The organism is Pseudovibrio sp. W74 (assembly GCF_001623085.1).
Classification (GTDB): domain Bacteria; phylum Pseudomonadota; class Alphaproteobacteria; order Rhizobiales; family Stappiaceae; genus Pseudovibrio.
On record NZ_LMCJ01000001.1, the window covers coordinates 63,832 to 88,622 of the forward strand.

Annotated in this window: 24 protein-coding genes and 1 other RNA gene; 13 read left to right on the forward strand and 12 right to left on the reverse strand. The window is 51.6% G+C overall.

What is annotated here, in order from left to right:
* Positions 1-162 precede the first annotated feature (162 nt).
* The 3 genes from PsW74_RS00300 to ssrS all read right to left on the reverse strand — a co-directional run bounded on the left by PsW74_RS00300 (position 163) and on the right by ssrS (position 2,100).
* Positions 163-999 carry a TIGR00282 family metallophosphoesterase gene (locus PsW74_RS00300; RefSeq protein ID WP_063290224.1) on the reverse strand — a complete coding sequence of 279 codons (837 nt, stop codon included), beginning with the start codon at positions 997-999 and terminating at the stop codon, positions 163-165.
* A 242-nt stretch (positions 1,000-1,241) separates the two neighbouring features.
* The gene (locus PsW74_RS00305) at positions 1,242-1,835 is read right to left on the reverse strand and encodes a 5-formyltetrahydrofolate cyclo-ligase (RefSeq protein ID WP_063290414.1); all 594 of its coding nucleotides are present in this window, start codon (positions 1,833-1,835) and stop codon (positions 1,242-1,244) included.
* Positions 1,836-1,940: 105 nt separating this feature from the next.
* A non-coding RNA gene (gene ssrS / locus PsW74_RS00310) (6S RNA) lies at positions 1,941-2,100 on the reverse strand.
* A gap of 267 nt (positions 2,101-2,367) precedes the next feature.
* Between ssrS and nagE the strand changes: the two genes are divergently transcribed.
* Positions 2,368-3,786 (forward strand): N-acetylglucosamine-specific PTS transporter subunit IIBC, encoded by a 1,419-nt coding sequence (nagE, locus tag PsW74_RS00315; RefSeq protein ID WP_063290225.1) that lies wholly within the window; start codon positions 2,368-2,370, stop codon positions 3,784-3,786.
* On the opposite strand, the gene PsW74_RS00320 is transcribed toward nagE, so the two are convergent.
* A complete protein-coding gene (locus tag PsW74_RS00320) occupies positions 3,783-4,220 on the reverse strand; it encodes a cell division protein ZapA (RefSeq protein WP_063290226.1) in 438 nt (145 codons plus the stop codon). The two genes, nagE and PsW74_RS00320, sit on opposite strands and share 4 nt — an antisense overlap.
* A gap of 5 nt (positions 4,221-4,225) precedes the next feature.
* Positions 4,226-4,522: a DUF4164 domain-containing protein gene (locus PsW74_RS00325; RefSeq protein WP_057461991.1), complete on the reverse strand. Its 297-nt coding sequence runs from the start codon at positions 4,520-4,522 to the stop codon at positions 4,226-4,228.
* 556 nt (positions 4,523-5,078) lie between these two features.
* Between PsW74_RS00325 and tkt the strand changes: the two genes are divergently transcribed.
* From tkt to PsW74_RS00365, 8 genes are all read left to right on the forward strand, one after another.
* Complete coding sequence (tkt, locus tag PsW74_RS00330; protein ID WP_063290227.1) at positions 5,079-7,079, forward strand: transketolase; 2,001 nt, start codon at positions 5,079-5,081, stop codon at positions 7,077-7,079.
* A 124-nt stretch (positions 7,080-7,203) separates the two neighbouring features.
* Complete coding sequence (gene gap / locus PsW74_RS00335) at positions 7,204-8,211, forward strand: type I glyceraldehyde-3-phosphate dehydrogenase (RefSeq protein WP_057461993.1); 1,008 nt, start codon at positions 7,204-7,206, stop codon at positions 8,209-8,211.
* 182 nt (positions 8,212-8,393) lie between these two features.
* Positions 8,394-9,584 (forward strand): phosphoglycerate kinase, encoded by a 1,191-nt coding sequence (locus PsW74_RS00340; protein WP_063290228.1) that lies wholly within the window; start codon positions 8,394-8,396, stop codon positions 9,582-9,584.
* 213 nt (positions 9,585-9,797) lie between these two features.
* Positions 9,798-10,439: a thiamine phosphate synthase gene (locus PsW74_RS00345; RefSeq protein WP_063290229.1), complete on the forward strand. Its 642-nt coding sequence runs from the start codon at positions 9,798-9,800 to the stop codon at positions 10,437-10,439.
* A gap of 4 nt (positions 10,440-10,443) precedes the next feature.
* Positions 10,444-11,526: a tetratricopeptide repeat protein gene (locus PsW74_RS00350; RefSeq protein WP_208987760.1), complete on the forward strand. Its 1,083-nt coding sequence runs from the start codon at positions 10,444-10,446 to the stop codon at positions 11,524-11,526.
* Between the two features lie 179 nt (positions 11,527-11,705).
* The gene (locus PsW74_RS29195) at positions 11,706-11,918 is read left to right on the forward strand and encodes a hypothetical protein (RefSeq protein WP_208980557.1); all 213 of its coding nucleotides are present in this window, start codon (positions 11,706-11,708) and stop codon (positions 11,916-11,918) included.
* Between the two features lie 285 nt (positions 11,919-12,203).
* Positions 12,204-12,770: an elongation factor P gene (gene efp / locus PsW74_RS00360; RefSeq protein WP_057462058.1), complete on the forward strand. Its 567-nt coding sequence runs from the start codon at positions 12,204-12,206 to the stop codon at positions 12,768-12,770.
* Positions 12,771-12,838: 68 nt separating this feature from the next.
* The gene (locus PsW74_RS00365) at positions 12,839-13,633 is read left to right on the forward strand and encodes an inositol monophosphatase family protein (protein WP_057461997.1); all 795 of its coding nucleotides are present in this window, start codon (positions 12,839-12,841) and stop codon (positions 13,631-13,633) included.
* Between the two features lie 86 nt (positions 13,634-13,719).
* Here PsW74_RS00365 and PsW74_RS00370 read toward each other — a convergent pair whose 3' ends face one another.
* From PsW74_RS00370 to PsW74_RS00380, 3 genes are all read right to left on the reverse strand, one after another.
* Positions 13,720-16,239, reverse strand: coding sequence for a hypothetical protein (locus tag PsW74_RS00370; protein WP_208987761.1), 2,520 nt, complete (start codon positions 16,237-16,239; stop codon positions 13,720-13,722).
* Between the two features lie 22 nt (positions 16,240-16,261).
* Positions 16,262-16,687 (reverse strand): hypothetical protein, encoded by a 426-nt coding sequence (locus tag PsW74_RS00375; protein ID WP_208987762.1) that lies wholly within the window; start codon positions 16,685-16,687, stop codon positions 16,262-16,264.
* A gap of 241 nt (positions 16,688-16,928) precedes the next feature.
* Positions 16,929-17,342, reverse strand: coding sequence for a putative quinol monooxygenase (locus PsW74_RS00380; RefSeq protein ID WP_063290231.1), 414 nt, complete (start codon positions 17,340-17,342; stop codon positions 16,929-16,931).
* A gap of 130 nt (positions 17,343-17,472) precedes the next feature.
* Between PsW74_RS00380 and PsW74_RS00385 the strand changes: the two genes are divergently transcribed.
* The gene (locus PsW74_RS00385; RefSeq protein ID WP_063290232.1) at positions 17,473-18,018 is read left to right on the forward strand and encodes a TetR family transcriptional regulator; all 546 of its coding nucleotides are present in this window, start codon (positions 17,473-17,475) and stop codon (positions 18,016-18,018) included.
* 96 nt (positions 18,019-18,114) lie between these two features.
* Entirely contained in the window at positions 18,115-18,627 is a 513-nt protein-coding gene (locus tag PsW74_RS00390; RefSeq protein ID WP_063290233.1) for a DUF2938 domain-containing protein, read from the forward strand.
* Positions 18,628-18,754: 127 nt separating this feature from the next.
* On the opposite strand, the gene PsW74_RS00395 is transcribed toward PsW74_RS00390, so the two are convergent.
* Positions 18,755-19,222 carry a MarR family transcriptional regulator gene (locus PsW74_RS00395; protein WP_063290234.1) on the reverse strand — a complete coding sequence of 156 codons (468 nt, stop codon included), beginning with the start codon at positions 19,220-19,222 and terminating at the stop codon, positions 18,755-18,757.
* Positions 19,215-20,321 carry a hypothetical protein gene (locus PsW74_RS00400; protein ID WP_063290235.1) on the reverse strand — a complete coding sequence of 369 codons (1,107 nt, stop codon included), beginning with the start codon at positions 20,319-20,321 and terminating at the stop codon, positions 19,215-19,217. The genes PsW74_RS00395 and PsW74_RS00400 overlap by 8 nt, the downstream gene beginning before the upstream one ends.
* A gap of 194 nt (positions 20,322-20,515) precedes the next feature.
* Here PsW74_RS00400 and PsW74_RS00410 point away from each other — a divergent pair, with 194 nt between their 5' ends.
* The gene (locus tag PsW74_RS00410; RefSeq protein ID WP_244271789.1) at positions 20,516-21,325 is read left to right on the forward strand and encodes a metallophosphoesterase family protein; all 810 of its coding nucleotides are present in this window, start codon (positions 20,516-20,518) and stop codon (positions 21,323-21,325) included.
* Between the two features lie 243 nt (positions 21,326-21,568).
* Positions 21,569-22,147, forward strand: a complete 579-nt coding sequence (locus PsW74_RS00415) for an outer membrane beta-barrel protein (RefSeq protein ID WP_063290238.1) — start codon at positions 21,569-21,571, stop codon at positions 22,145-22,147.
* Between the two features lie 224 nt (positions 22,148-22,371).
* Here the strand turns inward: PsW74_RS00415 and PsW74_RS00420 are convergent, their stop codons facing one another.
* Both PsW74_RS00420 and PsW74_RS00425 read right to left on the reverse strand, forming a co-directional pair.
* Positions 22,372-22,638, reverse strand: coding sequence for a GIY-YIG nuclease family protein (locus PsW74_RS00420; RefSeq protein WP_343286474.1), 267 nt, complete (start codon positions 22,636-22,638; stop codon positions 22,372-22,374).
* Between the two features lie 268 nt (positions 22,639-22,906).
* The gene (locus PsW74_RS00425) at positions 22,907-24,649 is read right to left on the reverse strand and encodes a DUF6119 family protein (protein WP_063290239.1); all 1,743 of its coding nucleotides are present in this window, start codon (positions 24,647-24,649) and stop codon (positions 22,907-22,909) included.
* Positions 24,650-24,791: the final 142 nt, after the last annotated feature.

Sequence of the window (24,791 nt, forward strand, 5' to 3'; positions counted from 1 at the left end):
GACAGCGCTCTCCCCGACACGCATGTCGCCAAAACGTCGAGCAAATTTGATGAAAGCTTATAAGACGCTTACACGACAAAATCCAGAGCAAGAAACCGCGAGAGAGCTCCCAACCTTCCTCTTCCCTACCAATCAGCGTGTAAGCATGACGTTTATTCAGGCTCAGCCGTTTGCTGCACTTGGCCAGAATGGTGGGATAATCTGCGACAAACGCCCGCCAATCCGTACCGGAGAGACATGCTTGGCCAGACCAGTGCGGTCATCCGTCTCAACAGCAACACCACAAACCGTTGCTTCACCCAATGCAGGTGTAAAACGGCTGCCATTCACTTTGCGCAGGAAGCGGTTGACCGGTTCTTCCTTATCCATACCCAAAACAGAATCGTAATCGCCACACATGCCCGCATCGGACATATAGGCCGTGCCGCCCACCAGAACCTGATGATCAGCAGTCGGAACATGCGTATGGGTGCCAACAACCAGAGATGCACGGCCATCACAGAAATGCCCCATCGCCTGCTTTTCACTGGTCGCTTCGGCGTGCATATCAATAATGATCGCATCAGCCATAGCGCCCAGCGGGCAGTCAGCCAGAATTTTGTCGATAGCAGCAAACGGACAATCCAGCGCATCCATGTAAACGCGGCCCATCACATTCACCACCAGCACATCAGCACCATTCCTGGTACGGTAAAGGTTAGCCCCCTTACCCGGCGTACCTGATGGATAGTTTGCAGGGCGCAGCAAGCGGTTCTGACGCTCAATATAAACAAGCGTATCGCGCTGATCCCAAATGTGGTTGCCAGTGGTAACAACGTCAGCACCAGCATCCAGCACATTTTCAAGAATTTCTTCGGTGATACCAAAGCCTGCTGCGGAGTTTTCGCCGTTCACAACGACAAAATCCAATTGGTTGTCTTCAACAAGTTGAGGCAGTTCATCAGTCGCAGCGTTGCGACCAGCGCGCCCAACAAGATCCCCAAGAAACAGCAGCTGCATTTATACACCCTTTCAGACGTATCCCCGAAATGCCCGCTCGGCTTTCTATCAGGACACGCACAAAACAAACCGTAGAACATGACGCGTAACTGCATTTAAACGCGAGACATGCCCTGCCACGTATTCCAGACCTAAGGCTTTATAATGAAAGAATACGCGCACATCATTTGGACCAAAGCAGACCCGCCAGCTCTCGAGCATTTCATGCAAATCGCAGAAGGCCCAGTGCCTGACAAATCACTCTAATCACCAGCTTTCAGAAGCCCACGATCTGTCAGGATTCCATCCAATTGACGATCATGCGGTTCCATCGGAACCTCTTCTACCTCTTGAACCGCAAATGCAACCCCAATCGCAGTGAGATCGGTAAGTTTTTCCAGATCACTCAATGCACGGTCGTAAAAACCTTTGCCATATCCGATCCGGTTGCAGTCCCCATCAAAGGCAGAGAGGGGCACCAGCACCACGTTGGGGTGCACAACCTCTGCCTCAGGCCCCGGTGCCATACTACCAAAACCCGCCGGTTCCAGCGGCCCGCCCTTATCCAGACGGCGAAACTCAAGATCATCACCAAGGACAACAGGAAGGCACAAAGAACAGCCGGTCTTCGCCAGCGCATCCATCAACGGACGTGGATCAACCTCATCCCGAATAGGCCAGAACCCGGCAACAACCGATCCCGGTTCCACCCCAAGCTCACCAATATACCCAACAAGATCAAGCGACCGCTCAATCCGCTCTACTGGCGATAGAGCCGCCCGCGCAGCAAGTCCTGCTTTGCGGACTTCACGCTTGGCCAGCTTGCACTCATCATTCTCGATGTCTTGGGATGTCAACACGCACCTCATTATTGCATAATCCAGCATAGTATGATGCAGCCTGCGAAAAATCGCAAAGCAAGAGAACATCACTGAAATGAGAGAGGAAAACAAAAAGATAAGAGCGCGCCACAACAGCCGTTGGAGAGTGTGCAATCCCGGAGAACCTACTATGTAGGTGGGCGCCGTGTCCCCAAGCCCACGAGCGAGGGAAGGAACAGCTCCCAAAGGAATGCGTAAGGCCCCGGGGATATGTGTCTCCTGACGAACCGCGCAGCAACGCAATGGGTGATATAGGCCAGAGCGAATAAAATTACCAGCCCCTCGGATCCAACCTTCACATTAAATCAAGCGTAACCCACTGTCATAAACAAGTATCGCCATCCCGTATGCGGGTAATTTTTCAAGACAATTAACTCGATTACCGAGAACCCTTCATAACGCGGGGCATGTTCGGCAGCTTCTTCATAGTTTCCGCGTAAATAAGGGCACTTGAAGAGGAAGACGGACTTAAAGGCCCTTGGGACTTATCGAGAGGAAGGAAAGTTGAATGTCAAACAATGCATTTGCAGGCGTTCAGAAGCTCGGGCAATCCTTGATGCTGCCAATTGCAGTGCTGCCGGTCGCAGCGATCCTCCTGCGCATTGGACAAGCCGACCTTCTTAATCTTCCCTTCGTTGCCTCTGCAGGGAGTGCAATTTTCGCCAATTTGGGCATGCTGTTTGCAGTAGGTATCGCAGTCGGCTTTGCCAAGGAGAACCACGGCGCAGCAGCTCTGGCGGGTTTGGTCGGCTTCCTCGTTGCACAACAAGGCGCTGTTGAACTGGCAAGGCTCAGTCCAGAACAAGCTCTCAAGATGGAAGGTCGTATTGCAGTCCCCGTCGGGATCATCATGGGTATTACGGCAGGCCTGCTCTACAACAAGTTCCGGGATATCAAACTTCCCGACTACCTCGCCTTTTTCGGAGGCCGCCGCTTTGTACCCATAGTGACCGGCGTCGCCGCGCTGCTCGTTGCCGCTCTCTTTGGGTATGGCTGGCTCTGGTTCGACAGGGCTTTAATCTCCCTCACAAACACAATTACGCATATGGGTGATGTGGGCTTGTTCCTCTATGGCGCTTTAAACCGGCTGCTGATCATCACAGGCCTTCATCACATCCTGAACAACATCGCCTGGTTCATTCTGGGCGACTATATCACCGCCTCAGGAGATGTGGTTACCGGCGATTTGAACCGCTTTTTCGCAGGAGATCCAACCGCCGGAGCTTACATGGCCGGCTTTTTCCCGGTCATGATGTTTGGACTGCCCGCCGCATGCCTTGCCATGTACCATTGCTCAAAGCCAGAAAATCGCAAAGCCGTAGGAGGCATACTGCTCTCCATGGCACTCACGTCATTTCTGACCGGCATAACTGAGCCGATCGAATTTGCCTTTATGTTCCTGGCTCCTGCACTTTACGTGATCCACGCAATCCTCACAGGCGTCTCGATGGTTGTCATGAACGTGCTGGGTGTGAAGCTGGGCTTTGGTTTCTCGGCGGGTTTGTTTGACTACCTGATCAACTACGGCATTTCCACAAAACCACTCCTGTTAATCCCGGTTGGAGCAGCATTCTTCGCCGTCTACTATTTTCTATTCGTGGCAACCATTAAGCTTTTTGATCTGAAGACCATGGGTCGTGAAACTGAAAAAGCGGCTAAGACAGCGGACAACCTAACCGAAACAAACAGCAAAGCGCATGCTTATCTTGAAGCCTTGGGTGGCTCAGCCAACCTTTTGGAGATAGATGCCTGCGCAACCCGGTTGCGCCTGAAAGTGGTAGATAGTGATGCCATCAATGAAGCGGTTTTGAAGCAACTCGGCGTTCACGGTGTCATCAAACCTGCCGCTGGCTCGGTCCAGGTGGTTGTTGGCCCGATAGCAGACCAACTTGCAGGCGAGATAAAAGAAGAAACAAAAAAGTCTTAAGCCGCGCTTTCGTCTTCGCGCAGCTCGCTGTCCATATCAGTGCTCAGCTGCTCAATCTTGTCTGCGCTTTCCAGCAGGCGCGCAACAATTCTGGCTTCTTTCTCACGATGCTCTTTTTCGAGCTCTTCAATGCGGCTCAGATAACGCTGCTCTTGCGCAGCCAGGCGCTCTTCAACAGAAGCCTCAGCTTTCCCGAGTTCTTCGATACGCCCCTCAGCGGCACGCAATTTCCGCTCAACTTCGGCAAGGTGATCCGTCACCATGATGCCTGCCATCACGGTTAAGCGCTGATCGCCAATCTCACCAAAGTTCTCTCTCAGGCTACTGATGCTGTCGTCAAAACGCTGAGCAAGACCGAGAAGCCGTTCTTCCTCACCATCATCACACGCCATGCGAAAGCTGCGATCATTGATTGTAACTGTAATCTGCGCCATTGATCTTAGCTCTCCTGTCCGTCGAGAACAGTACGAATGGATTCCATGGCAGCAACAAGGCGGCGGGAAACATCTTTGTTGACATCTTCAAGTCGCGAACCACGCGCCTCGGCCTGATCAAGCTTTGATGCCAGCTGTGTTCGATCCTCACCAATTCTCTGCAAGTCGTTTTCTAACGCATCAAGGGTCTTGTCACGGGACGTCCTGCGATGAATCGCCCCCTCAAGCTTCGTGATGGAGGCAGTAATACGATCCAGCGCATGATCCAGATCTTGCCCACTATCCATCTTCACCTCTGACATCTACCTGTATCCGTACTCACCAAAACATCAGTTACCATTGGGAGATGGCAACCCGACTTATTCCCGTCTAGGGAAGCGGAAGACAATTATCCATTAGCTGGAGGGAATCGTCGAGCTTTATTCACATCATATCTTAGGAATATGCGAGAACCATCTCATTTATCAGTGATTACAGAACTTACAAAGGCCTTCGACTCGGAAAATTACCCGACGCAACATTCGTGAACAAAATACAAGCTTCGCCACCATAAAAATCTAATGAACACGCATTTTACGCTAAGCAAATTCACTCATTAAAGAGACCTTGGCAACATAACTTATGTTGACAAATGCTATTCAAATTTCAAAAGCGCTCAACTTACGCAATAAACGGCACCAGAAGAGCTCAGTTTCATTGACTCAACTTTCTGACCTGCTATGTCTCCTTCCGTTATTCGTTCGTGGACAACTGCCAATTCGCATTAGTCTGGGGCAAAGACTATGGCAACTGTCATCGAATTTACACTAGCTATTAGTAAAGAACCGGCTGCCCTGCCGGGTCGACAGCGGGAATAAGATGACCGATCTCGAAAAGCACTCTCGCATGGCGAATGCGATACGCTTTCTTTCAATGGATGCCGTTGAAAAAGCAAAATCTGGCCACCCTGGACTTCCAATGGGTGCAGCTGACATCGCAACGGTCCTGTTTTCCAAGTTTCTGAAGTTTGATCCGAACTCCCCGAAATGGGCAGACCGCGATCGCTTTGTGCTCTCCGCAGGGCACGGATCCATGCTGCTGTATTCCACACTCTATCTGCTGGGATACGAAGACTTCTCCATTGAACAGCTTCAGCAGTTCCGCCAGCTTGGCGCACGGACATGCGGCCACCCGGAATACGGTCATGGCGCAGGCATCGAGACCACCACTGGTCCTCTCGGCCAGGGCCTTGGCAACGCAGTCGGCATGGCAATCGCTGAGCGTCTGCAGGAAGAGCGTTTCGGCAAAGATCTCGTAAACCACTACACCTACGTTCTCGCAGGTGACGGTTGCTTGATGGAAGGTATCTCTCAGGAATCTATTTCTCTGGCAGGTCACCTCAAGCTGAACAAACTGATCCTCATCTGGGACGACAACGGCATCACCATTGATGGTTCCGTAGATCTGTCAGACAGCACCGATCAGATTGCACGCTTCAAGGCATCTGGCTGGAACACCATCTCAATCGATGGTCATGATCCAGAAGAAATCGAAGCAGCGCTGACCGAAGCTCGCAAGAGTGACAAGCCAACAATGATTGCGGCGAAAACCACAATCGGCTTCGGGTCTCCAAACAAGTCCGGCACCAACAAAGTGCACGGTGCTCCTCTGGGCGCTGAAGAAATTGCAGCAACCCGCGAAGCTCTTGGCTGGTCTGCTGAGCCGTTTGAAGTACCAAGCGACGTTCTCGATGCATGGCGCATCTCAGGTCTGCGTTCCGCAAACGCTCGTAAAGAGTGGGAACAGCGCTTCAACGAAGCAAACCCTGAGCAGCGTGGCGAGTTTGAACGCCGTTGCCGTGGCGACCTGCCATCCGGCTTCGACGCAGCAATCGACGCCTACAAGAAAGAGCTTGCAGACACCCAGCCAAAAATGGCGACCCGTAAGGCGTCCCAGGCTGTTCTGAAAGTGATCACAGGTGCTGTGCCTGAAACCATCGGTGGCTCTGCTGACCTGACTGGTTCCAACAACACCAACACCGAACATACACCACCAGTCACTCCGGACGATTTCTCCGGCCGCTTCATTCACTGGGGCATCCGTGAGCACGGCATGGCTGCAGCAATGAACGGTATGGCCCTGCACGGCGGAGTTATCCCCTACTCTGGTGGCTTCCTGATCTTCTCCGATTACTGCCGTCCGTCTCTGCGCCTGGCAGCCCTGATGAAGCAGCGCGTCATTCACGTAATGACCCACGACTCCATCGGTTTGGGTGAAGATGGCCCAACACACCAGCCTGTGGAGCACTTCGCGGCTCTACGTTGTATCCCAGATCTGCAGTTCTTCCGCCCAGCGGACATCACTGAGACCCTGGAATGCTGGCAGTTGGCAATGAAAGCCGCTGATAATCCAAGCGTTTTGGCTCTGACCCGTCAGAACCTGCCGTCCCTTCGTCCTCACTACGAAAGCGAAAACCTGTGTGCCAAAGGCGCATACATCATCGCTGATTGTGAAGAAGAAGCGACCGTTACTCTGTTCGCAACTGGCTCCGAAGTTGAGATCGCAGTCGACGCGAAAAAAGAGCTCGACGGCAAGGGAATTGCGACCCGTGTGGTCTCCGTCCCTAGCTTCGAACTCTTCGAGCAACAATCTGACGCATATAAGAATGCCATCATTGGTGGTAGTCCGGTGAAGATCGCTGTGGAAGCGGGCGTTCGTATGGGTTGGGATCGCTTTGTCGGTTCTGATGGTGGTTTCGTAGGCATGTCAGGATTTGGTGCCTCCGCCCCTTACCAGGAGCTCTATGAGCATTTCGGGATTACTGCAGATGCAGTGGTCCAAGAGGCAGAAAAGCGCCTTGGCGATAGCGATAACGCCTAAAGCTGACTAAATGAAGCTTCTGGCTCCTCTCAGCCAGAGGCCTCTCAGAAGACGGCCGGCAAGAGCTGGCGAATATATAAAACGAGGGCGTTTTTTAAGGCGCCGTACCGAAAGAGGTTCTTAAATGGCAGTCAAGGTAGCCATCAATGGCTTTGGTCGCATTGGTCGTAATGTTCTCCGTGCAATCATTGAATCCGGTCGTACCGACATTGAAGTCGTAGCAATTAACGACCTCGGCCCGGTTGAAACGAACGCACACCTGCTGCAGTTTGACTCCGTACACGGCAAGTTCCCTGCAAAAGTGACCGTAGACGGCGACACAATCGATTGTGGTCGTGGTCCAATCAAAGTAACCGCTATCCGTGATCCTAAAGAATTGCCTTGGGGTGAAATGGGTATCGACGTTGCGTTGGAGTGCACCGGCATCTTCACCGCAAAAGAAAAAGCTTCCCTGCATCTGGAAGCTGGTGCAAAGCGCGTTCTGGTTTCTGCTCCGGCAGCAGGCGCTGACAAAACAATCGTTTACGGCGTAAACCACGACACCCTGACTTCTGAAGATCTGGTTGTTTCCAACGCATCTTGCACCACCAACTGTCTGTCTCCGGTAGCTTACGTTCTAGACAAACTGGTTGGCATCGAAAAAGGCTTCATGACCACCGTTCACTCTTACACCGGTGATCAGCCTACTCTCGACACAATGCACAAGGATCTGTACCGCGGCCGCGCAGCAGCTCTTTCCATGATCCCAACCTCCACAGGTGCTGCTAAGGCTGTTGGCCTGGTTCTGCCTGAGCTGGCTGGTAAACTGGACGGCGTTGCAATCCGCGTACCTACTCCAAACGTTTCTGTTGTTGACCTGACCTTTATCGCGAAGAAAGAAACTTCCGTAGAAGAAATCAACGCAGCAATCAAAGCAGCGGCTGAAGGCGAACTGAAGGGCGTTCTTGGTTACACCGAAGTGCCAAACGTTTCTTGCGACTTCAACCACGACCCACACTCTTCCATCTTCCACATGGACCAGACCAAGGTCATGGAAGGCACAATGGTTCGTATCCTTACCTGGTACGACAACGAGTGGGGCTTCTCCAACCGCATGGCGGACACCGCTGTTGCGATGGCAAAGCTCATCTAATCAGAAAGGGGCCGCTTTTAAGCGGCCCTTTTTTCTCACATATACCAGTGCGGAGTGATCCAATCCCTGAGCCGCACCATTCAGTGCGATGTCTCCCATAGATTTGATCACGAACTCCGCAAAGTCTTTCTGTAAGTAAGTCGACCAGTATAAGGTCACAGACAGAAATTCCGGAGATTTTTATGTCTTTCAAAACTCTTAGCGATGCCGAGCTTTCCGGCAAACGTGTTCTCGTCCGCGTAGACCTCAACGTCCCGATGAAGGATGGCATCGTTACCGATGCCACACGCATCGAACGCGTCCTGCCAACCATCCGCGAAATCTCCGAGGCTGGCGGCAAAGTCATCCTTCTCGCACACTTTGGCCGTCCAAAAGGCCAGGTCGTTGCAGAGATGAGCCTCGCGCCTGTTGCTGGCCCTGTTGCTGACCTGCTTGGCAAACCAGTTGCTTTCGCTACAGACTGCACCGGTGACGTAGCCAAAGCTGCCGTTGATGCAATGGCTGACGGCGACGTTCTGCTCTTGGAAAACACCCGTTTCTATGCTGGTGAAGAAAAGAACGATCCAGAATTTGCAAAAGCACTGGCTGCAAACGGCGATCTGTATGTAAACGATGCATTCTCAGCAGCACACCGCGCGCACGGTTCCACCGAAGGCATTGCAAAGCTGCTCCCTGCATTCGCAGGCCGCACCATGCAGGCAGAGCTGGAAGCGCTCGGTTCCGCACTTTCCACGCCTGAGCGTCCGGTTCTGGCAGTTGTTGGCGGCGCAAAGGTTTCCTCCAAGATCGACCTGCTCGAAAACCTCGTGTCTAAAGTAGACATCCTGGTCATCGGCGGCGGCATGGCGAACACCTTCCTCGCGGCAAAAGGCGTGAACGTCGGTAAATCCCTGTGCGAGCACGATCTGGCTGACACAGCAATCCGCATCATGGCGGCAGCTGAAAAAGCAAATTGCGAAATCGTTCTGCCAACAGATGCTGTTGTTGCATGGGAATTTGCAGCAAACACCAAGAACGAAACTGTTGCTCTCGATGCAATCCCTGCAGACGCAATGATGCTCGACGTTGGCGCAGCTTCTATCGAAGTTGTGAAAGCAAAAATCGACACCGCGAAGACCCTCGTTTGGAACGGTCCTCTCGGCGCATTCGAAATCGCACCATTCGACAAAGCAACTGTTGCAGCAGCACAGCATGCAGCAGCACGCACCAAAGAAGGCAAGCTGAAAACTGTTGCTGGTGGCGGTGACACCGTTGCAGCCCTCAACCACGCAAAAGCAAGTGAAGATTTCTCTTACATCTCCACTGCTGGCGGCGCGTTCCTTGAGTGGCTGGAAGGCAAAGCACTACCTGGCGTTGTTGCTTTGGAAGCATAAGACAGTTAGTTCTTACATTATTATGGATTGAGGGGCCTTTTTGGTCCCTCTTTTCGTTTTATTCTCGCTTTTGCCTAGAATTTGACACAGCCTCTTGAAAAAGAGAGCAAGACGCTGTTTAGAACTTATCCCAATGAATGGGCCAGAGGCTTGACGTAGGTTACACTACCGCCATGATCTCTTTTTACTGGAATTTTATCAGGAGCAACCTCAGTGCATCCGCGTCTGTATCTTGTCACACCGCCAACCTTTGACCTCAACGAATTCGAAGGACAACTCAATCAAGCTTTGGAAGGTGGCGACATTGCGAGCCTGCTGATCTCCATGCCGGACGCAAACGAAAGCGACCTGCAGGCGGCTGCAAAGCGTCTGGTGCCACTGGCACAGGCCAAAGAAGTTGCTGTTCTGATTGAAAACAACACCCAGATCATGGGTCGCTCCGGCGCAGATGGCCTGCACGTTTCCGGTTCTGATAAAGATCTGGAAGAAGCCATGCAGTCCTTCTCGGAAGACCGCATAATCGGCCACGCTGGCATCAAAACACGCCACGAAGCAATGACTGTTGCTTCTATGGGCGTCGATTACATGTTCTTCGGCCTGCTTTCACTCAATCAGGAAGAAGAACCACATCGCAAATCACTGGACTACGGTCACTGGTGGTCTGAAGTGTTCGAAACGCCATGTGTCATCCTGGCGGGCACCTCAGTTTCCTCAGTTGACACCGCAGCCCAAACTGGCGCTGAATTCGTAGCAGTACGTGAAGCTGTCTGGAATCACCCTGAAGGGCCAAAAGCAGCTGTTGAGCAGGCCAATGCAATCCTCTCAACACACACACTGGCGGAAGCTGAGGACTGATATCTTGAAGTTGTCTGGTTCTATCAAACTCGTAACTGTCGCAGCTGTGACCGGTCTGCTCGGCTTACAGGGCATGGCTGTTGCACAAACAACTCCGAGCGGTGGAACCACACCTCAAGGCGCAAGAACAGTTGATCCGTATAATCCAAACGGATCAATCCTGCTGCCCTCTCCTCTTTCAAAAGCACCATTCATTCCGCGGGTTTCTCCAACGCCGGAGACCATAAAAGGCGATCCGGCCTATGGCGCATTCCAGCGTGGGTGGTATCTGACAGCTCTGGCACTGGCAACCCGTCAGGCAGAAGCTGGCATCACCAGCTCCAAGACGCTGCTCGGTGTGCTTTACGAATCCGGCAGAGGAGTCCCTCAGGATCTGCCATTGGCCGCAAGCTGGTATGAACTCGCCTCCAATGATGGCGACCCACAAGCAGCATTGCGCCTCGGCCTGCTCTATCTGGCAGGTGCCGGCACAACAGCTGACAAGGACAAGGCAGCCCAGCAACTGGAAAAAGCTGCTGCTGTCAACATCCCCGAAGCACTCTACAATCTCGCCCTCCTTCATCAGGAAGGCAAAGTCCGCCCCAATGATCCCAAGCAAATCAAAGACCTGCTGGAACGCGCATCAGAAACTGGTGATGCCGACGCTATGCTGGAACTTGGCATCTACCTGAAGGATGGCCCGGAGGAAATCCGCGATCCACTGCGCGCGGCCTTCTGGATGGGCCGAGCCGCCCGCCGCGGACTGGTCCCTGCGCAGATTTACTACGCAACCCTGCTGTTCAAAGGCGAAGGTCTTGTCCCGAATGAAACCGAGGCCGCAGACTGGTTCGAGCGTGCAGCAACCAAAGGCAACCCAATCGCCATGAACCGCCTCGCCCGCATCTACGCCAATGGCCGTGGGCGACCGGTTGATCTGATTGAAGCCTCTGCCTGGCAGTTCCACGCAGGCCGTCAGGGCATTCTGGACAGTGAGTTGGAAGCGATTTCCAATTCGCTTTCTCTGGAACAGCAAGAGCAAGCCAGCAAACGCGCGGCAGAAATTGGAATAAAAATCGGCGCCTCTCCAGTTCTCCAGCCAGCTCGCTAACGCTTAACCGCAATCCTCTTGATGAAAAACCGATGAGTTTTTATGTAAAATTATCTCCAATCAAAGTATAGAAGGACAAGTAGACTCCAACACGTACCAGAATCAACTTACCAACACCCAGCTTCGCGCAACGTCAGGCGATTAAAATACTCTGGTACTTTAATCGCAAAAGAAAACCCATGAAGCAAATAAGTATATTCATCAGTCGCTTGGCGCTAGCCTTAGGAATTGGTGTAATTTCATTTCTGACATTTGGTGAAATGGTCAGAACTGGCTTACTTGATATTGGCGCTACCACCGCAATAGCTGGGCTGGGCAAGGTGGCGACTTTCGTTCTCAGCGTCGTCTTTGTTGAACAGATTACCAAGCGCAGAAGCGATAAAAAGCCCTAAGGTTGTCCGCACTAACCTTGTGGATATGCACCGGAATGTAGGTTCACGGTGAGCATCCGCTCTTTTTCCTTGAAAATCGCGCGAAATTATGTTGCACAGACCTCCAGACAGGCTGCGATCCTAGGCCCAGCGCCAATCCGTGCCAGCCTTTGCTAAAGCATATCCCTGACAAGGACCAACCGGACCTCAGATCAGGATACGCATGAAAACAAAAGTTAAGAATGTGGCGCGTCAATACAAGTGAACGCGACATACTCTGAACTTATCAAACTGATTGGTAGTTCTATGAAACTCAATGGCAACGAAATTAAGCCGGGCCACGTGCTTATGCACCAGGACACACTTTGGGCTGCGGTTAAAGTTCAGCACGTGAAGCCAGGCAAAGGCGGCGCATTCGCTCAGGTCGAAATGAAAAACCTGCTCGACGGTCGCAAACTGAACGAACGCTTCCGCGCAACTGAGTCCGTTGAGCGTGTTCGCCTTGAGCAGAAAGACTTCCAGTTCCTCTATGAAGAAGGCGACATGCTGGTATTCATGGATAACGAAACATATGAGCAGCTCGAACTCCAGAAGGAATTCGTTGGTGAGCGCGCAGCATTCCTGCAGGACGGCATGACCGTCACTGTTGAACTGCACGAAGAAAAGCCAATCGGCATTTCTCTCCCAACCCATGTCACTCTGGAAATCGTAGAAGCTGACGCAGTTGTAAAAGGCCAGACCCAGTCTTCCTCTTACAAACCAGCAGTTCTGGAAAACGGCGTACGTTGTATGGTGCCTCCATTCATCACCTCCGGTGAGAAGATCATTGTAGACACCGACTCCGTTGAATACGTTCGTCGCGCAGAGAAATAATCTTAAAGCAATAAAGATGAGGCAGCATACGGTTGCCTCATTACCCATTCAGGAACGGTGAATAAAAAATGGCACGTACGGCCCTTCTAAACGTAATGGTTCAGGCTGCGACAAAAGCTGGTCGCTCTCTGGCACGGGACTTCGGCGAAATTGAAAACCTGCAAGTATCCCGCAAGGGCCCAGGTGACTTTGTCTCCCAGGCAGATCACAAAGCAGAAAAAATCGTTCGTGAAGACCTTCAAAAAGCACGCCCGACCTACGGCCTGCTGATGGAAGAATCCGGCGAGATCGAAGGCACAGACGGTCAGCACCGCTGGATCGTTGACCCGCTCGACGGCACAACAAACTTCCTCCATGGCATTCCGATCTTTGGTGTTTCCATCGCTCTGGAACGCGCAGGTCAGATCGTAGCAGCCGTGATCTACAACCCGATCATGGATGAGCTCTACACTGCAGAAAAAGGCGCTGGCGCATTCTGTAATGACCGCCGCCTCCGCGTTGCTGCACGTAAAGACATGACTGACTGCCTGATCGGCACCGGCATTCCATTCATCGGCGTTGGCGACCATGGCCGCGCCCTGAAGGAAATCCGCCACGTGATGGGTGAAGTTGCAGGCATCCGCCGCGCTGGTGCAGCTGCACTGGATCTGGCATGGGTAGCCTCCGGTCGCCTCGATGCATTCTGGGAAAACGGCCTGCATCCTTGGGACATGGCAGCAGGTGTTCTGCTTGTGCGTGAAGCTGGTGGCTTCGTGTCCGATGCCAACGGCAAAGACGACATGTTCGAAACCCGCTCCATCATCGCAGGCAACGAATTCACACACCTCCAGATGCGTGAACTGCTGGCAAAAGCCAAGGCCTAATAGCTAGGTCGCTTAGCCAATACAAATTCCAAAAGGCAGCTTGCTCCGGACCACTCCGGCAAGCTGCCTTTTTTGTTCTCAAAATCCTACATCCGCACCTGAAATTTCTTCGCAAGCACCTTCACTGCGGCATCCTCACTCAAACCTGCGATAGCTTGAATTTGCGCGGGTTCGTCAAAGAAACACTTCATTACGGCAATAGCGGGTGATTGATCCCAGTGTGCCCTGTCCACCTGCGAAATCTCCTGAGTGAGCCGCTGGTGGAACCGGTGCAGAGCAAACTTCGTGCTGTGCTTGGTCAGCGTATCAATGGCATGTCTCTTAATCTCCGCAACAACGGTACTTCGCCGCGCAGACCCACCCTGCCCAGTCGTAATATTGTGCTTACGGGCATATTTCTGCATGGCTTGCTGATCACCCGCGATCACCTTCTGAAGCTGCTTGCTCTGGTAATGGTGCACACCCCATCTGATCAACCGCGTGGCAACAAAGGCCACTGAGCCCAAAACAAACGCCCCGCCAATTGCAGCCCCAACGGGTCCAGCCGCAGCTGCAACGCCAGCAGCCGCAACACCGCCAGTGGCCGTCGCAACGACACCCGCAACGCCGCCTACAGTCAGCGCAGCAAATCCAAGCCCGTCAACCGCAGACAAAACAGCCTTACCAATCTTGGTGTTTCGCGCCTTGGACTGATTGTCCGCGATGGTCTTTGTAATCATCGCCAGCTCCGCGTCCCGCGGTTGTGAAACCTTCCGCGATCCGTCCAGTCCTGAAACTGGCACTTCCTGTCGTTCCGCGAACAAACGATGTAGAGCCTGCGCTTTCTTCCCGGTCTGATGATGCTTAAAAGCACGAATAGCCGTGACACTGGCATCATAGGCCGACAGACCAACAGCGAGCACACCAACGCCTGCACCAACAGTGCCAGCGGCATAGCCTAACCCGGTCGTGACCAGAGAAATCCCCTCAACATTAGAGGAAAGCGCTCTTTCCGCTATCGCCATACCATCAGCGACCATGGCAAGTCCCCACACTTCAGCAGAGAAAATATTCACATGCATCTGTTTGTGGTAGTCATCCCGCATGGCCTTCGCCAACTCAGCATTCTTGCCGTAATTGGCAACAAGCCCGGTCAACGCTTTGTGGGCCCGATCAGCCTCTCGCATCTTCATCTTAAGCGTGCCCTCAAGATGATCCAGACCAGCTTTCAAATGCGCGCTGTCACTGGTGGAACTCTCACCGTAATGCAGCGCCACTTCATTGCGCAAAGCGGTCAGACATTCAGTCTCTCCAGCAGTCCCCGTCTCAGCTTTGACGTAAGCCTCCAAAGCAGCAGTCGCACGCGGCGATAAATCCGGAAACACGCCGCGCAGGGCAACCCCAAGTCCATTCTGAGAAACCTTGCCTGCTTTGACCGCCTGGGCCAACGTATCCAATAATGTCAGAGGAGAACCACCGCCCTTCTGCACATCCTTGACCATGCGGGACAACGCAGCCACTTCAGCAATGTCCTTTTGCGCCTCAATAAACTGAGACCCTTCAGAGTGAAAGGTATCCAGCGCTGCATCTGCGGCTTTCATGCTGGTGTAAGCAGAGCGTGCAGAGATCAGACTCTGGATCGCCCCCAAAGCATAATAGAAGCTGGTAAACCCAAAGCGGCCATAGGCAACGCCGTCCGTAATCGGGATTTCACCACGAAAAATCTCTGCTCGGCCATTCACAGCACCGTTGATCAGCGGCGTGACATTGTGAGGGAACTTGCCCAGAACGTTCCTCACAAGCCCCTCTGTCTGTACGCCCTCAACAGCAGCTCCTCGTGCAGTCACACGGGAGGGATGGTACCCGGCGTCCTTGTCCTGCCCACCCGCAATCTCAGAAAGCTGCTTGGTCCGGACTTCATTCCATTCGCTCTGGCTGGCACGCAGCTGCGACTGCGCCCTGCCACCACCAAGCGCACGATCAAGCGCGGGTTGTCTGTCCTCAATATGGCACTGCAAATCTTCAACAACTGGACGCAGAACACGCACAGTTTGCCGGTTCGGCGTCGCGCCTCGTGCAACCCTTTTGAAGTGATCGACCAGAGTTTGTTTGGTCTCAGCCTGTTCAGGGTCAGAGAACGACACAGCCCCCAACTGCTTATGCAGCTCTGCAGCCCGCTCTTTCGTCAGCAAGCTCGGGTCTTTCGCAAAGGCCTGCAGCTCCTGTAGCATCCGGTTCTCAGCACCGACAACAGCAACCTTGTCACTAAACCGGGCCGCCTGGCCCAGATAGTCACGTTGAACAGGCTGAAGTTTAAGGCGAGCATCCAGCAGCGCTCGCTCCATGGAGGAGATACCTTGCCCTGCTTCTGACCGTGCATTTTGCCCGGACACGCCAGAAGCAGGAACACGCCGGGGCTGAAAACTTGCCAGAGAAACCCTGCCCTGCTGTTGAGGCGCCCGCCGCTCATGCCCACCAGCAACAGGCACTGCACAAAGCCGGTAAGGCATCCGAGCAGACTGAGTATTGGACCGCGCCCTTTCCGGCCTAACCCCTGTTTGCTCGGAAGCCTGACTAACATTTGAACTGGCCGTGCTGACCTGCGTTGATATTCCGGTATTCCTCATCGTGGTGTCCCTCCCAAACCACTCAGACCAAAATATGCTCTGAGGACCACTGGCTTTCTGCATCTCCGGCGTTGACCAGCGAATGGCGCAGCTGCAATGCCTCACCAATAAAGCTCTTCAAAGCCTCCATCAGGTGTTCAACCGGGTCAGTCATTTGCAAAAGAAGGTGTTGCCGCACAGCGTATCGCTGCTGAGCATCGAGTATCAGGCCACAGGACGTTAGTTGGCCCACACGAGCCAACAGAGTTTTCAGTTGAGGCATCTCCAGATCATTTTCTGGAAAGACATCAGCTTCCAGCTGCACCTCATAGCGCCGTTCCTGAAACCGCGCCGAAATCAATGTCGTAAGATGATGCTCCTCAGAGTGAAGGGCAACTTGCCCCGCAGTATTCGGCGCCAGAGCAGGCAATTGAAGCCCCGCCGCCAAACCATCAAATAGGTCTTGCAATTCCGTTTCCTGACATCGCTCCAAAATGCTCTCCCAAACAACTGCATGAAGCAAAAGCGAACAGAACAAGCGTAAAGAAGCACCTAAGCGCCAAGTGTATCGAAGAGCACAACCAAACGACGAAATTGATATTTTATTTCCCTAAAATTGGAATCATTGAAATAAAATAACCTAAACTCGAAAGCTCTGGATCAGCTTGAACCTCAATCCTTCCTGTAAGCTGATCCAGACGGCCTGCCAGTTAGTTTGGAAACGGCAGTTCTTTGCTGACCTCAAAGACTTTCGCCGTCATGCCTTTTGATTTTAACGAGCTAAGTTCTGCCTGAAACGCCGCCATATGTGGCGTTTGGAAGTGCGGAATAAGAGCATCCATACTCTCCCACATTTCATAGATTCTCAGGATGTTCGGATTGGTCGCATCCAGAGAAGACTTGTAGGAAATACATCCAGCTTCTTCAGCAGTAGCCGCATCCATCTGCTGAACAGCAGCAAGTTTTTGTTGGATCTGGTTGTCTTCAAACTCAACTTCAACAGTGACAATAATCATAGCTCTATCCTTCTGTTCCAATTTCTGTACGGCTGCGAAAACATGACCTGGCACCATGCCAGTCACGATGCTTGCAGCCAGTGCCTGCAATACGGCGCATCTTTCCATTCTCGATGTCCTCTTCAGCTCCAAAGCTTTGCATGTCCATGTAGGAAGCGTTCTTCCACAAATTACAAAATGACATTTTTCGTATTTTTGTAATTCTTGACAAAATGACATTTTTTGTCAAGATGCCAATATGGAAAATTTGCGAGAGAAGATTCTGGAAGCCGCTGTGCGGGCCTTCATGCGCTTTGGCGTAAACCGCACCCGCATGCACGACATCGCGTCAGAGGCAGGCGTTGCGCGCCAGACAGTCTATTCAAACTACAAGAACAAAAACGAAATCCTGTGCGTCTCCATCAGGCACTTTTCTGACCAGTCTCTGGTTGCCGTGCAAAAAGAATGGTCCGCTCTGGAAACTCTGGAGGACAAACTAAGCGCCTATTACAAGCACTCCATCATCCCATCCTTCAAGGTCATCACCGCATCTCCTGATGCAAGAGACATGATCGGTGGGTTCAATGCAGAAGGCAAAGCGGCCACACTGGAAGCGCAAGCAACCAACATCACCGCCTGTGCCGAAATGCTGGCGCACTATAGCTTTCAGGGACACAGCGCTGAGCAACTCGCAGAATATCTGGTGCTTTCCTCACTTGGAATTCGCGATCACGCACGGGATGAGACCCAACTTCTCACTCTCCTGAACACCCAAAAATTAGGTCTACTAGCACTATTAACCTGAGAAATATTATCCATCAAAATCTAGAGAATTCTCTTGACCTCAAGTCGACTTGAAGTGACACGGTGCCGCCAACTCCCTATCAGGAAAGGTAAAATCGTGCACACAACAAGCCTTTTGATCAATGCTGCCCTACTTGGCATTGGCGCAACAATTTTCATGGATCTGGTCGCCTGGGTCCGGCTTCGGTTTTTCGCTATTCCCGCCCTGGATTACCGGCTGGTTGGCCGTTGGATGCTAAGCATGTTGCGCGGGCGTTTCCAGCATCAGAACATCATGCAGAGCCCTCCACAGCCGTTTGAACGCTCCATCGGTTGGATCGCTCATTACGTCATCGGTGCTGTATTTGCGCTCGTTTTGCTTGCTCTGACCGGACCAAACTGGCTGCAAAATCCAACCATCCTGATGCCGTTCTTAATTGGCCTGCTTTCAGTGGGGTTCCCCTTCTTCTTCATGCAGCCAGCATTCGGTTTTGGAGTTGCCGCCTCCAAAACACCAGCCCCGACAATCGCAAGAATAAGAAGTCTTATCGCCCTTCTTTCATTTGGGTTGGGCCTATACCTCACCGGGCTTTGCCTCAGCCTGTTGCTGGTAACAGGAGCAACATCTTAGAATGCATTTCTGAAAAGCAACTCCGGTTCTAGGATAAGAATACGCAAAAACAGAGAGTTAGAGCTTGGTGCGTGACTACATATAAACGCAACACGCTCTAAGGCACGAAGAGCAGCAACACCTGCTGCTACTTCTCCTCATCCCGCAGCTGGTCAATCACCGCACGAAATTCACTTATGCCCGGCAAGAAGGCAGAGACCTGCTCAGGTGGAAACCGCTCGGCCAGCTTTTGAAACAGTGGCTCCAGCTGCTGCACAGCATCATCACGAAACTGCCGCCCCTCTGGTGTCAGCCACACCCGCTTGGAGCGCCCGTCATCCGGGTTGGGGCGCAGTTCCACAAAGCCATGCTTTTCCAACCCGCCCAGCGTATGCGTCATGGTTGTTTTCGCAACCTGAAACGAGCGGGCCAGTTCCAGCGGAGTGGCCCCATCAAATCCACGGCTCAAATGACTGGTCACCCCGAAATGCGAAACCAGAAGGCCCTTTGGCAGCCGCGCTTCCAAAAACGCAGAGCCGATCTGGTTTATAATCCCCACCTCAACGAACATAGAAAAGTAGGGCGTCAGATCTTGGGAGGGGGTATCGTCAGACATTCGGTACTCGTGTTTCCAAAGGCCAGCGTGGGCTGGGATCAATTTTGGGACCATACCCCAATCGTGCAAGCATTTGAACAGTCTCACCCGGACCGGCCAGCATTTCGTGCACCGCAGAATAATGCTCTGCCATTTCAGGAAACTCCTGCAGTGCCTGACTAACCGGCTGCATGGAAAGGCCCAATCCAGTAGCTACCAGTTGCAACCTGATCCAGTCATACCCTGCTTTAATCTGATCGACCCGCGAATTGTCCGGACTGGTGACCACCGCATACGCCTGTGTCGCGTTCATCGCATCCCGGATCATATCCCGTCCCTGCTGAAAGCTTGAGCTAGTCTGATCTGCCTGATCTTCGCGGCTTAACATCCCAGCCAGCATCAGGCTCTCCAAAAACGGACCACTCAGCGCAATGCCATCCGGGTTCGCTTCAATCTCGGCTTTACCAAACCGCATCAGATCAACGCTTTCCATCATCACACGTTGCGTTGTCAGTTCAACATCCATCGCGTCCCACGTCAGCTTCCGCAAGGCCGCAACCTCCGCCTTGTCGCTTTTGATCGTGGCATAGTCAGCCAGCGCCGCTTGCGCATTTGTTGAAACGGACACATTCTCATATGCATTACGGTTGGTATGCCGCTCAAAAACATGCGCAAACAGCGGATCAGGCGTGCCCCCCTTGGCAAAGTAAGCCGTTGCGACGGGCCCATCTTCTCCCAGTGGAAACAGCTCCATCTGCAAATCATACCCATCTTCCGCCGCAGCCATGCGCAACAATTCCAGAAAACACCCCATGCCAACGGTCAACTGGCGGTCAAGCGGATCAGTCTCTGGCAGGTTCAACCTCTTGTCGCGGTAAATGGCCAGCATGTTACTTCCGCGCAGCTCAGCCACCCACGGCTGACGGTTATGAGGGTTGGGCGCAAGCAAAGCGTAGGACAGCGCCTTCATCCGCGGCTCAGTGTAAGCGCCCGCAGTCTCCCAGGGAGCCAGCGCCCGCGTTGGACGACGGGTCGCCAGAAATGCACCAGCCGAGGCAGTCGCTGCCACAACCACACCACCACCCATAAGGCCAATCATCTTGCGTCTGGAAAGGTTCATCGTTCAACTCCGTTTAGTGCGATATCGAACTATAAACATAACACCACACACAAAACAAGTGCGATATCGAACTATTTTCATTGAACCAATTTTCAACACCCATCAACTTGGCCACTTCCCACAGCCCCAAAGCCAACAAATTGAGGCTGTGGGTTTGCTCCTCATTCGTTTTCTTAAAGTAGATTGGACCACCAGTGACCGCGACACAGACAAGCATTTGGAACGGGACGACCATGCAAAACACCCATCCAACTCTTCCGGAAGGGACACGCGTTTATGCGACGGGAGACATTCACGGCAGGCTCGACCTGCTGGAAGTCATGGGCAAAGCCATTGAGAGCGACCTGAAAAACCGCCCGATCACTGACCCGGTCTCCATCTTTCTTGGCGATTACATCGACCGCGGCCCGGACAGTCAGGGCGTCATCGATTTCCTTGTCGATCACCACCACCGCACCCCGCGCCAGGTCTGTCTGAAAGGCAATCACGAAGCCTCGCTTCTGGAGTTTCTGCAAGACGCAGGCACGCTTTACCATTGGGAAGATCTGGGCGGCACAGAAACCCTGCTCTCCTACGGCCTCTCCATTCACGATCTCATGGGCTCGGCAGGTGCGGAAAGCGTGCAGACCATCTTTAAGGAAAACCTCTCCAAGCTACACGAAACGTTCTTCGAATCTCTGCCACTCCACTACCAATGCGGAGACTACCTGTTCGTCCACGCAGGCATTCGCCCTGGCGTTCCACTGGAAGACCAACGCGCTGAGGAGCTGATGTGGATCCGCGGCCCTTTCCTCGACTTTCAAGAGGACTTCGGCGTCTTCGTCGTCCACGGCCACACCCCGGTCGAACACATCGACCGCCGCTCCAACCGGCTTGACGTAGACACCGAAGCCTACGCCTCAGGCCGCCTCACCTGTGCGGTGCTGGAAGGCGCCAACATGAAGTTCATCACCGCCACCACCGACGGCTGGGACCTATTCGACTTCATCCCCACCCACAAGTAGCCCTCACCCACAACAAAGCACTGGCCTGCAGAAGGATGACAGCTCCGCAGACCAGCAGGGCACCCATTTCGGGCTGAGCATCAATCAGTCAGCCTCGCGCGAGGAAATGCAATTAGCCACCTCACTACAATGATGTAGTAATCATGCAACTATCAGAGATTTTATATCCGTATATATTTCTATTATGAGTTGCATATTGTATGCATCAATCATGTTTTCTCATCATTTCATGTGAGTTTTAAAATGAAAAAGAATCTCTTGATCGCTCTTGCAGCTGCTGCAATTTCTACAGTCGCCATGACATCTGCAAATGCAACCGAATGGTACGTTCAGGGCACCGGCGGTTTATCCTTAGGCAGCATCACAGCACACATTGATGGTGGTAACGATGTGACACTCTGGGACGAAGGCTTTAACGGCCGTATTGGCGCTGGTGCATACCTTTCCAACAATGTTCGCGTCGGTCTGGAAAGCGGCTACGCTGCATTCTCCGAAGATGATACAGATATTGATGTTTGGGATATTTTGGCAGTCGCATACTACGACTTCAAAAACGAAACCGCCTTTACGCCATATATCGGCTTGGGTGCTGGTTTCTCGCAGATAAAAGTCGACTTTGACGATGGCATCGATTCTGGCAAAGAAACAACCAACCATTTCTCTACGAAGTTGGGTGCAGGTGTTGGCTACGAAATCTCTGAAAATCTTGAGCTGCTCGCTGAATACTCATTCCAATACAATTTCAAGGCAGAGGCATTCGACGATGTCGATTACTCCGCTCACCAGAACCAGTTCAACGTAGGTTTGCGCTACTCTTTCTAAGAGATAGCACTGATCCTCAGTTAAAAAGCGGGTTGCCTCAGGCAATCCGCTTTTTTCTTTGCAGAAAGTCAGTTCACCACCAGCAGCATTCCCATTGTCATCCCACACTCACGAAGTGCGACACAGGAACCAGAGCAGCACAATAAACCACCGACAGTATCCCACGGTGTCTTCCCGGGCGAAGCGCAGGGTAGACCCGGGATCCATACCCACAAACCTGTCGTCTAATGATTGAACCGCAAGTACAAATCATCCCACTTCGGGTTCAGACCCTCAATCGCATCAATCTTCCAAATCCGGCGCCACCGCTTCACTTGCTTCTCCCGGCGGATCGCGTCACTCACATCCATGAACTGCTCAATATAGACCAGCTTCGAAACATCAAATTTCGCAGTAAAACAACACCCAACCTTGCTCTTATGCTCATAAACCCGCCGCGCAAGATCATTCGTCACACCAGTATAAAGCGTCCCCCGCGGCTTACTCGCCAATATCTACATGAAGTAAGACATGGAAGCAGTTTGACGAGAACAACAAGTCCCCACAATCACCCAAACACACCATCATCATTTGAGGGACCACCTCATAGATCCCGGCTCAATGGTCGGGAAGACACTGGTGCTTGCCGCTGCTGGTAGAGGTCAACCAACCCAGCCTACATTGATGACCTGTATGGCGCGACCGGCAGCACTACCCTTTCGATGCCATCTCAGCGAAGCAAAGATCCAGAATCAAGTACATAATCATCACAAACTGCGGTTACCCCCTTGGAGGTGGATCAATAGGTTTTGAAAAATGTACGCGTTGAACTGGTATAAACCGCAAAATCACAGCCTTGAACTTCAAACTATTCCGCAAATGGTCATGCATTAACTTTAGCTCATAAAGAGCCATCAACGGAATGTTTTCTGGCGCAGGTGCTTCATGGCGACGATCGTATAAAAACCAGAGGCAAATATCGTACTTTGCGCCATTGTGTGATGCTATATCGCTATCTATATAACTTAGATACTGATCACTAAATGGGTGATCTGACTCGCTAATGTATTCCCGAATATCATTCAAGAAAACAGGATCCTGCACAAATGCCGAACTATATAAAAATGCTTGAGAAAAGAGCGAACTAGCAGCAGTGCTATCTTTATATTTCTTACAATGAATTATTCTAACTGTTCTATCATCTTTAAAATCAAGAACATCACAAAATTCTTTATTTGCTCTTCCCGCCCCAATTTTCAACTGGGCTTTGTCGAAAAGAATGGCTTCTGGACGAATCTCACAAACCTTCTGATTGAAGATATCTTCGCGGTTCTGTCGTCTATCCACGTCACTGATATCGATTCCAGCGAATGCTGGCTCGCAAGGTTCAATACATAGGTCAGATTGAGCAAACTCCATAATTGATTGGTAGAAATCACGTTCAACTTCGAGCCAACGCCCATCTGTTAGAACGAAGTACTTCCCATCCAGCTCCAACTCATATGTTAAGCAATTAAATATTCGCCAATTTTTGTATGAGAGTACTCGATCTTCATCAGCCGAAAACAAGTAGACCCTACGAGATCGGAGTTTAGATATATTCACATCTTCAATATTGAATATTTCGAAAAGATGGCAGATATCAAGATAAGAGTATACGATATTTTCACGGCGTGGGTAGTTGGTGTAAGTAAAACTAAAAGTGTCTTCAGCAACAAACTCAGGTATACCCAGCTGCATTTTCTCACACCTGCTCTCTTGTAAAGCGAGGATAAGTTTGTCATTGAGGGCTTCGATCTCTCTCTTAGACGCTTCACGTAGGTTCCTGTAGTTTGGGAATAGTTCTAAATAATCTTCTCCGTTGTAAGCCTCATAAAAAAGGTTACAACGATTGACTAAGTCCTCCCAATTAAACTTGCTTCCGCCATTTACTTTTACAGTAAGATTACTTCGTCCTTGCAAAGTAACCTTTTCTTCTCCCTTGATATGTGCGGAGATGTAACGTAGGTCTTCTGCCTCACTTAATCCAAACACAAAAGTATCCGAAGGCCTTCCAACTTGCCTGTCGATCTGAGTAGGGATTACGGTATTGCTTTGACTCCTTGTTTGACGAATTTCTTCGTTACCGCACATATTCATAGCGGTCTTAATACCAAAATCAGCTTCAAATGCTTCATCATCTAAGTAAGATACAGCGCTACGCCCAAACGTAGCGGCAAAAATATGATTATTTACAGAAATAAGTAACAAGCCATTTGGGCTACGCGTAGTTCCTTCAAATACAATTTGCTCATCTGGTTTAATTTTTTCATTGATGAAATCTAGCCATTTCGGATTTGTCTTAGGTGTAATAGTCTCAAAATAGAAAAATTGCACAGCAGCGTCTTCAACATCAAATTCAAATAACTTTAAGTCCGGACGGTCATAGATATCTTTCTCATCAGACAAAACAGTATCTAGCGTTTGATCAGGCTTTGCTAGGTAAAATGAGATTTGGGCAATTTCGGCTACATCACCACTCATAGCGGCACCTCAATTGTTATATATTAAACCTTAGATTGTATTAATCATAAATACCTGTCAATTTAGAAAACCCACCATGACCACATCCCGCCCAAAACACGGCAGCACGCGCACAAAAATGCGACTTATTTAAAAACTTACG